This window comes from uncultured Intestinibacter sp. (genome assembly GCF_902468165.1).
Lineage (GTDB): Bacteria > Bacillota > Clostridia > Peptostreptococcales > Peptostreptococcaceae > Intestinibacter.
The window spans coordinates 1-9,187 of sequence record NZ_CABQXJ010000097.1 but is presented as its reverse complement, the minus strand read 5'-3'; the positions used below and the strand labels follow the sequence as shown (position 1 = coordinate 9,187).

At 28.6% G+C, this 9,187-nt stretch carries 8 protein-coding genes; all 8 read left to right on the top strand.

What is annotated here, in order from left to right:
• Positions 1-184: 184 nt before the first annotated feature.
• Positions 185-766 (top strand): TerD family protein, encoded by a 582-nt coding sequence (locus RDX53_RS13065; RefSeq protein WP_369124304.1) that lies wholly within the window; start codon positions 185-187, stop codon positions 764-766.
• A gap of 21 nt (positions 767-787) precedes the next feature.
• Positions 788-1,369 (top strand): TerD family protein, encoded by a 582-nt coding sequence (locus RDX53_RS13060; protein ID WP_369124303.1) that lies wholly within the window; start codon positions 788-790, stop codon positions 1,367-1,369.
• Positions 1,370-1,392: 23 nt separating this feature from the next.
• Positions 1,393-2,004 carry a TerD family protein gene (locus RDX53_RS13055; protein ID WP_195930857.1) on the top strand — a complete coding sequence of 204 codons (612 nt, stop codon included), beginning with the start codon at positions 1,393-1,395 and terminating at the stop codon, positions 2,002-2,004.
• Between the two features lie 2 nt (positions 2,005-2,006).
• Positions 2,007-4,775: a calcium-translocating P-type ATPase, PMCA-type gene (locus RDX53_RS13050; RefSeq protein ID WP_195930856.1), complete on the top strand. Its 2,769-nt coding sequence runs from the start codon at positions 2,007-2,009 to the stop codon at positions 4,773-4,775.
• 75 nt (positions 4,776-4,850) lie between these two features.
• Complete coding sequence (locus tag RDX53_RS13045) at positions 4,851-6,443, top strand: YceG family protein (RefSeq protein WP_243269587.1); 1,593 nt, start codon at positions 4,851-4,853, stop codon at positions 6,441-6,443.
• Positions 6,444-6,445: 2 nt separating this feature from the next.
• Positions 6,446-7,597, top strand: coding sequence for a toxic anion resistance protein (locus tag RDX53_RS13040; protein WP_195930854.1), 1,152 nt, complete (start codon positions 6,446-6,448; stop codon positions 7,595-7,597).
• 211 nt (positions 7,598-7,808) lie between these two features.
• Complete coding sequence (locus RDX53_RS13035) at positions 7,809-8,891, top strand: HpcH/HpaI aldolase/citrate lyase family protein (protein ID WP_195930853.1); 1,083 nt, start codon at positions 7,809-7,811, stop codon at positions 8,889-8,891.
• Positions 8,866-9,187, top strand: a 322-nt coding sequence (locus tag RDX53_RS13030; protein ID WP_307994306.1) for a phosphoribosyltransferase domain-containing protein, incomplete at its 3' end; no start/stop codon positions are given. The genes RDX53_RS13035 and RDX53_RS13030, both read left to right, overlap by 26 nt.

Here is a 9,187-nt window from a genome sequence, read left to right as displayed (position 1 = left end):
CTCATTATAATCACCTCGATTATATTATGTTACAAAATAGAAAAAAGTATTATAAATTGATTTAATATCAAAACCTAAATAATAAGTTTAGAGATGCTAATAATATTTCCTATATGATGTAAAAAATGATATAATAGTATTTAATAGGGTATTATATTTAACAAAAATTTAAAAAGGAGAGATCATAATGGCGATTACATTATCAAAAGGTCAAAAAGTTAGTTTAACTAAAGGAAACCCAGGTCTTAAAAACATAGTTGTAGGGCTAGGATGGGACACAAATAAATACGATGGAGGGTTTGATTTTGACCTAGATTCAGCAGCATTTTTATTAGGAGAAAATGATAAAGTAAACAGTGATTCTGATTTTATTTTCTACAATAATTTAAAACATTCATCAGGAGCCGTACAACATTTAGGTGATAATTTAACTGGAGAAGGAGACGGCGATGATGAGCAAGTAAAGCTGGATCTAAGTTTAGTGCCACAAAATGTAAATAAAATTGCTTTTACTGTAACTATACATGAAGCACAAGAAAGAAGACAAAATTTTGGACAAGTAAATAACTCTTATGTAAGAGTTGTAAATGCAGATACTAATCAAGAACTTCTAAAATATGAATTAGGCGAAGATTTTTCTATAGAAACTGCAGTAGTTGTATGTGAAATATATAGACATAATGGAGAGTGGAAATTCAATGCATTAGGTTCAGGATTTGAAGGTGGACTTGAAGCTCTTTGTAAAAATTTTGGAGTTAACGTATAAAAATAGTTTTTTGGGGGTAGAATTATGGCAATTCAATTAAAAAAAGGACAAAAAATCAATTTAACTAAAGGCAATCCAGGACTTAAACATATTAAATTAGGATTAGGTTGGGATACTAATGTGTTTGATGGAGGAGAAGACTTTGACCTTGATGTAAGTTTATTTATGGTAGGTAAAAGTGGAAGAGTAGAAAATGACGAAGATTTTATATTCTACAACAACTTAAAACATCCATCAGGAGCTGTAGAACATCTAGGTGATAACAGAACTGGTGATGGCGATGGAGATGACGAAGAAATACTAGTAGATTTCTCAAAGATGCCAAACACAATAGAAAAAATAGCTGTAACAGTTACTATATATGAAGCTAAAGAAAGAAGACAAAACTTTGGACAAGTAAATAATTCTTATGTAAGACTTCTAAATTCAGACAATGATGAAGAATTGCTTAGATATGATTTAGGGGAAGATTTCTCAATAGAAACTGCAGTAGTTGTATGTGAAATATATAAAAATAATGGAGAATGGAAATTCTCAGCAGTGGGCGCAGGGTTCGAAGGTGGACTTGAAGCTCTTTGTAAACAATACGGATTAAACGTATAAAACAAATTCTATGGAGGAAAGCTATGGCGATAAATCTTAAAAAAGGACAAAAAATCGATTTAAAAAAATCTAATCCAGGATTAAGTGCAATAAGAGTTGGCTTAGGATGGGATCCAGTTGAACAAGGTGGGGGCTTTTTTAAAGCTTTATTTGGTTCGGGAAACGCTGATATAGATTGTGATGCTTCTGTATTTTTATTAAATGAAGATAGCACACCAGTTGACTTAATTTACTTTGGTAACTTAAGAACAAAAAACGACTCTATAATACATACTGGAGACAACTTAACTGGAGAAGGGGCAGGAGATGACGAAGTAATTTTAGTCGACTTAGATAAAATACCTTCTCAAGTTAGTAAATTATTATTTGTTGTAAATATATACGACTGTGTCAGAAGAAATCAAAACTTCGGCATGATTAAAAATGCATATATAAGAATGAATGATGCAAAAAACAATTCAGAAATTGCTAGATACAACTTATCTGACGACTACAATGGAAAGACTGCATTAATAGTAGGTCTTATATATAGACATGATAACACTTGGAAGTTCTCTGCAATAGGTGAAGGGACAAATGACACAGGCTTAAACGACATGAAAAGAAATCTTGAAAGAAAAGCATACGGAGTGTAAAAATGAAATTTTATAGTGAAAGTAAAGAAAATGTACTAAAAGAGCTCGGTGTAAATAGAGACAGAGGTCTTTCTACTGAAGATGTAAAATCGAGAAGAGAAAAATACGGCCTAAATGAATTTACACCAATCGAAGAAGGTAGTTTTTGGGATGATTTAAAAGATGCACTATCAGAACCTATGATAGTAATACTTATAATAGCAGCTATAATAAGTGCTGTTATTGGAGAGTTCCACGATGCAATAGGTATAGTTTGTGCCATTGCAATAGGTATAGCGATAGGAATGATAACAGAAGGTCGTTCTAAAAAGGCAGCAGAAGCACTATCAAAATTAACTGAAAATATAGAAGTTAAGGTGCTTAGAGATGGTGAAGTAGAACAAGTTTCAAAATCAGAATTAGTTCCTGGAGATATAGTATTTATAGAAACAGGAGATATGATTCCAGCAGATGGTAGACTTATAAAAAGTATAAACTTAAAAGTAAGAGAAGATATGTTGACAGGTGAGTCTGACGATGTATCTAAAAAATGCGATGCTATCATCAATATGGAAAAAGTAGAAACTAAAGATGGTATAAAAGAACTTGAGCCAATACCAGCTAAACAAATAAATATGGTATTTGGCGGAACACTAGTAGCTTATGGTACAGGTATGATGGTTGTAACTTCTATAGGAGATAATACTCAAATGGGAGATATAGCAAGACATCTATCAAATGATGAAGAAGAGACACCACTTCAAATAAAACTTGGAAATTTAGGTACAATGATAGCTAAAATTTCAAGTGCAATAGCAGGCTTACTATTTATATTTATGGTAGCAAAAATGGTGTTAAATGGACTTAAAGTAGATACATCAAATGTATTTGCATTTTTAGACTCAATAGACGGAATAAAAACTGCATTTACAGTTTGTGTAGCGTTAATAGTTGCAGCAGTTCCTGAGGGACTTCCAACTATGATAAATATGACCTTAGCAATAACGATGCAAAAAATGGCTAAAATAAATGCCTTAGTAACTAAAAAAGAAGCATGCGAGACTATAGGTTCAGTTTCAGTTATATGTTCAGATAAAACTGGTACATTAACTCAAAATAGAATGACTGTAGAAGTCGCATATATAGACGGTAGATATATACAAGACAAAATAGAATCAAACAGTTACTTCTTAGAAAACTGTACAATAAACTCTACAGCAGATATAGAAATAACAGAAGATGAAACTAAATATTTAGGTAGTGCGACAGAATGTGCTCTACTTCTTAGAAATAAAGACACTGATTATAGAAAAATGAGAAAAGAAGCTGTAGTAGTAGCTCAAAATCAATTCTCATCTAATTTAAAAAGAATGTCTACTATAATAAGTGAAGAAAATAAATATGTATTACTTACAAAGGGAGCTCCAGAAATAGTTCTTGAACTTTGTAAATACGTACAAGAGCCAGACGGTATAAAAGAACTTACTAAAGAAAGAAAAGAAAAAATACTTTCTGAAATAGCAAAATTACAAGAAAAATCTATGAGAGCTTTAGGATTTGCATATAAAGAAATACCTCTTTATAATGAGTCGCAAGAAGCAGCCCTAGCTCTTGAAGAAGACGAAATAAGTATAGAAAAATGTGAAGAAAGTTTAGTATTTGGAGGCTTTGTAGGAATAAGAGATCCACTTAGACCAGATGTTAAAGAAGCTGTAGAAACTGCAAATCATGCAGGTGTTGCTGTAAAAATGCTTACAGGTGACAATATAAATACAGCTAGAGCAATAGGAGAAGATTTAGGTCTTCTTAAAAATAATATGAGAGCTGTAGAAGCATCATATATAGATACTTTAACTGATGAAGAACTAAAAGAAGAAATCAAAACTATATCTATAGTTGCGAGAAGTAAACCAGACAGTAAAATGAGAATAGTTCAAGCTCTACAAGCAGATGGTGAAGTAGTAGCTGTAACAGGTGATGGTATAAATGACGCTCCTGCATTATCAAAAGCTGATGTAGGTATAGCTATGGGTATATCAGGAACAGAAGTTTCTAAAAATGCAGCTGATATAATACTTACAGATGACTCATTCTCGACAATAGTAAGTGGTATTAAATGGGGTAGAGGAATTTACGACAACTTCCAAAGATTCGTTCAATTCCAGCTTACAGTTAATATAATAGCATTCTTAGTTGCTATAATTTCACAAGTAGTAGGCCAAGAAATGCCTTTTACAACAATCCAACTTTTATGGGTTAATATAATAATGGATGGACCACCAGCTCTTGCTTTAGGTCTTGAACCAGTTAGAAAACATGTACTTGATAGAAAACCAGTAAATAGAAATGCAAGTATAATCACAAAATCTATGATATTCACAATTGTAGGTAATGCTTTATTTATAACATTAATACTTATGTTACAGTCTTCACTTAACATACTAAATGTTTCAGAAGCAAAAGGTGAAACAGTAATGTTTGGTATATTTGCATTTAGTGCATTATTCAATGCATTTAACTGTAGAGAATTTAACTTCGACAGTATAATACCTAATTTAACTAAAAATAAATTAGCACTACAAATAATAGCAATTACAGGAATAGCACAAATCTTCTTTACACAAGTGTTTAGAGATTTCTTCAATGCAGTTCCTCTAAGTCCTATGGAATGGATAAAAGTAATAGCTTTATCATTTAGTGTTATAATAGTAGATGAAGTAGTTAAATTTATATTTAGATTATTTAAAAAAGAAAATAAATATGATGAAAATATGCCAAAAGTAGAGGCATAATAAGTTTTAGCTACTTTGTTTTTTATTAAAATGAAGTAGCTAAAATAATAAATGGCAGATTATAAGGAGGATAAAATGGAGTTAGGTAATAAATCAAATATATTTAGTAAAATATTCTCCAGCCAATCAGACAGGGGTAACTATACATCAGCTAAAGGATATGAAAATTATTTTATATCTTATATAGGAATTGATAATGAAGATATTTATAATTCAGAAATATACAATTTAAATAGAGAAATAAAAAATAAAAAAAACATATGCCTATTTAAAAATAATATACTAAATCCAGATGATTTCGATATAATATCTTACTTAAAAAGCAAAGTATCTAAATACAATGGTAGTGTATTTGATCTAGATATAGACTTAGTGAGATATGAAGAGATCAACAATAGAATAAAAAGAGGGTTTGATATTCTCTTAAAAGAAGAAAATCAAAATTTCAACAATGACAGAGTTAAGTTTAACTTTATAATAAAGGTAATGAGCTGGATAAGAATATATATAAATCCACTTATTATTGACTATAAAGATGCTCCAAAAGTTGTATTTTACGGAGATATAAAAAAACACGAACTGTATTTTTTATTAATACTTTACTTTGCGGGCTTTGATATACTTTATATAAATCCTAATGGACTTAGTGAATTTGAAAATATAAATATTGAAAAATTCAAAATAGAACTAATAAATAATAAAATTGTACAAGAGAGAATTTCTTTTGATGATAGAATTCAAAAAGGTGAAATAATAGAAAAATCTAGTATAAAAAAAGCATATACTGTTGGAGCACAAGCATCTAAAAAGATAAGTGACGAGCTTTTAAATGATTCTGGCTTTATAAAACCTTGGCAACTTCAAAATAGAAATATAAAATCTTTACTTCTTAGTTCTACAGTAGATGAAGTGGATATATATTGGAATGAACCACTAAAGTTGAGACCTGGATTTAAATTTGATAATGAATTAGTTACACTGCCAGTATTTTTTACAAAAATAGATGGTGTTTATAGAGATTTAGATGAATATTATTCACTACTTGAAAAATTACAAGTAAAAGACTTTTCTTATTTTATACAATACGATGATAATATAAGAGCGTTGACAAAACCGTTTACAAGAGAAGGTTATAATTTATCATTCTTTATTTCAAATAATGGAAAACTAAATAAAAAGTCTATTATAAAAGAAAAGTGTTTTTCAATTTCAAATTTAAGTTTGAGATGGCAAGAGATTATTTTAGATAAAGTAGAAGAAAGTATTTTAAGCGATATGTTTATAGAAGGACTTACTAAAGACGATATAGTAAAAGGACTTTATAGCGTTTTAAATATGAATGAAAGATTTGTATATTTAATAAACAGTTTTGATTATGCAAGTATAAATCCTAAGTTGATAATATATATAGAAAAGATGAGAATGTTTACAAAGGAAATTGTATTTTTACTTCTTGTCTTAAGTAAAATTGGATTTGATATAATTATATTTACACCAGGCGGGGTAAACTGTATTGAAAATGTAATAAATAATCAAATTGTGGATATACATAGATTAGACGTAATAAATTATAATTTGAAATATATGCCTAATAAACATAATATAAATAATACAAATAAGAGTGTAGGTTCATTCTTAGAAAAACTATTTGGGAAATGGAGTGATTGATAATGGGTATAGATATTAGTAAATTTTCAAATAACAACGACAGCACTACAAATAACAACAAAAACGAAGAAAATATAACAGAAGTACAACAAGATAATTTTGATATAGTTGAGTATACAGACAACAAAAAAAACGAGCTAAGACAATCTAAAGAAGTTGAGCAACTAACTTCATTAATAGAAGTAGACAATCCAAATACTATACTTCAATTTGGTAAAGGTGCGTCAGAAGGTATTTCGAGAGTTTCTGACAGCTTACTTTCAAATATAAAGATGAATCAAAATGAAAAAAACACAGAGATGTTAGTTAGGCTGACTAAAATAATGGATAAATTCGACTTAGACGATTTTGCTCAAACTAAGGAACCAGGATTCTTCCAAAAGCTATTTAAAAAGGCAAATAGCGCTTTAGAAGTTATGTTCCAAAAGTACGATACTTTAGGAAGTGAAGTTGAAAAAATACAAGTAGAACTTCAAAGATATGAAAGAGAAATACAAGATTCTAATAAACAATTAGGCGCTATGTTAAATGAAAACTTTAACTACTACAATGAGCTTGAAAAATACATAGTAGCAGGTGAAATGGCTATAGAAGAACTAGACAATGATTTACTTCCACAATTTAAAGCAAAGGCTGAAAGTGGAGACCAAATGGATTTGACAAATTATCAAGAATTATTAAATATAAAAGATATGTTAGTTCAAAGAGTTTATGATCTTAGAATATCTGAAAATATTTCTCTACAGACAATACCAATGCTTAGAAGTATGCAACACAACAACTACGGTTTAATTAGAAAAATAAACAGTGCATTTATAGTAACGCTTCCAGTATTTAAGCAATGTCTATCTCAAGCTATACTTATTAAAAAACAAGAGCTTCAAACAAAATCACTACAAGCTCTTGATGATAAGACTAATGAATTACTTCTTAAAAATGCACAAAATGTATCTCAAGCGAGTACTCAAATTGCCAAGATGGCAAATTCAAGTTCTATTCAAATAGAGACGTTAGAAAAAATGCACAACACTATAAAAAGCGGTATAGAAGAAACTATGAGAATAGAGCAAGCAAATAGAGATGAAATAGCTAATAACACTAGAAGATTAGAAGAGCTAAATACTTCTGTTATAAGCACTTATAAAAGAAAATAATACATCTAATAAAAAGTAGGTATTACTCTTATTAAGAGTAAATTTTAAAAATATTAAAAACTTAAATCTAATATTATAGTATGTTTAGATTAAAAATGGGATATCTCTATTTGAGCTATCCCATTTTTATTTATAATTATCATTGTTGTAATTACAAAATACAATTATAATTATAAACATCAAGATAAATATCTTATAAATGGAGGAAAAGGTGAAGTATTTTAATTATTTAGAGAAAGAGAGATTAGAGCATATTTTTTATAAACAACCTCAGGAGTTTGATAAAAAAACTGATAAAGATATTTTAAAATATGCTTTAGGAGCATTTTTATATATTCCAGCAAATAAATATGAGCAAATATATAAAAGTGTAGTAAATCAAGAAAAAGAAGCAAAGCCACTTGCAATATGCTTAGAAGATGCAATTGGTGAATTTGGGGAAAGAGAAGCTATAGAAAATCTTAAACTTGTTTTAGATGATTTATCCAAGCAAGTATTTTGTAAACTAGAGAAGCTGCCACTTATATTTATAAGAGTTAAAAATAAAGAACAGTTAAAAAAAATAAAAGATATTCTTATAAAAAATAAAGACTTTATAACAGGAATAATAATACCAAAAGCAGATAGTGAGTTATTAGAAGACTTTATAAGTATATTAGATAATTTTAATTTAAATAATCTATATATTATACCTATAATAGAGTCAAGTAAATTTATATATAAAGAAATAAAAGAAACACAATTTCAAAAGATGTATTATAGTATATTAAATCATAAGGATAAAATTTTAGGTATTAGAATAGGACTTACTGATGTATTGGGGATGTATTCTATAAGGCGTAAAAGAGAATTTTGTATATACGACAATCTTATAGCGACTTCATTTATTCAAGATGTTATAAACTATCTAAATCGAGAAGAATTAGATATACCTATAAGCGCAGGTGTAAGCGAATTATTTAATATGGATGATGAAAAAATAAAAAATCTCTACATAAAAGAAATTGAATTAGATAAGTTTCATGGGTTTGTTGGAAAAACAGTTATACACCCAAAGCAAGTAGAAATAGTACAAGCTTTATCGAGTATTACTTATGAGGATTATATGGATGCTCAAGATATAATAAAAAATTATAATTCACAAATAGGTGTCAAAAAAAGCTCATCGGGAGATAAGATGAATGAGTATAAACCTCATTATAAATGGGCAAAGAAAATTATGAGTCTAGCTTATATATACGGGGTTTTAAATAAGGGGGTAGATTATAATGAGCTTATTAAAAGTAAAAAGTAGGAACGATTATAAAGATAATTTAGAAATAAAAAACACATTAAATAATAAATTATCTTACGACAATAATCTAAAAGAAAATTTAAACTTTGAATACAATATAAAGCTTAGGGAAAATATATTTGATTTAAATATAGATGATTATTTAGATTTAGGTATTAGAAATAACAATAAAAGAAGATTTTTATTTATATCAAAGACTCTAGGTAAACATCTACCATGTAGGGTAAGTGATATGGATGATTTGGGGCTAAAGATAGTCAAAGCTTATGAAAAAAAGTATAATTATCTAAATTCTG

What these genes read in the sequence shown, in the direction of transcription:
- RDX53_RS13045 (WP_243269587.1), top strand. Translation starts at nt 4,851, where the DNA reads ATGGAGTTAGGTAATAAATCAAATATATTTAGTAAAATATTCTCCAGC.
- RDX53_RS13050 (WP_195930856.1), top strand. Translation starts at nt 2,007, where the DNA reads ATGAAATTTTATAGTGAAAGTAAAGAAAATGTACTAAAAGAGCTCGGT.
- RDX53_RS13040 (WP_195930854.1), top strand. Translation starts at nt 6,446, where the DNA reads ATGGGTATAGATATTAGTAAATTTTCAAATAACAACGACAGCACTACA.
- RDX53_RS13055 (WP_195930857.1), top strand. Translation starts at nt 1,393, where the DNA reads ATGGCGATAAATCTTAAAAAAGGACAAAAAATCGATTTAAAAAAATCT.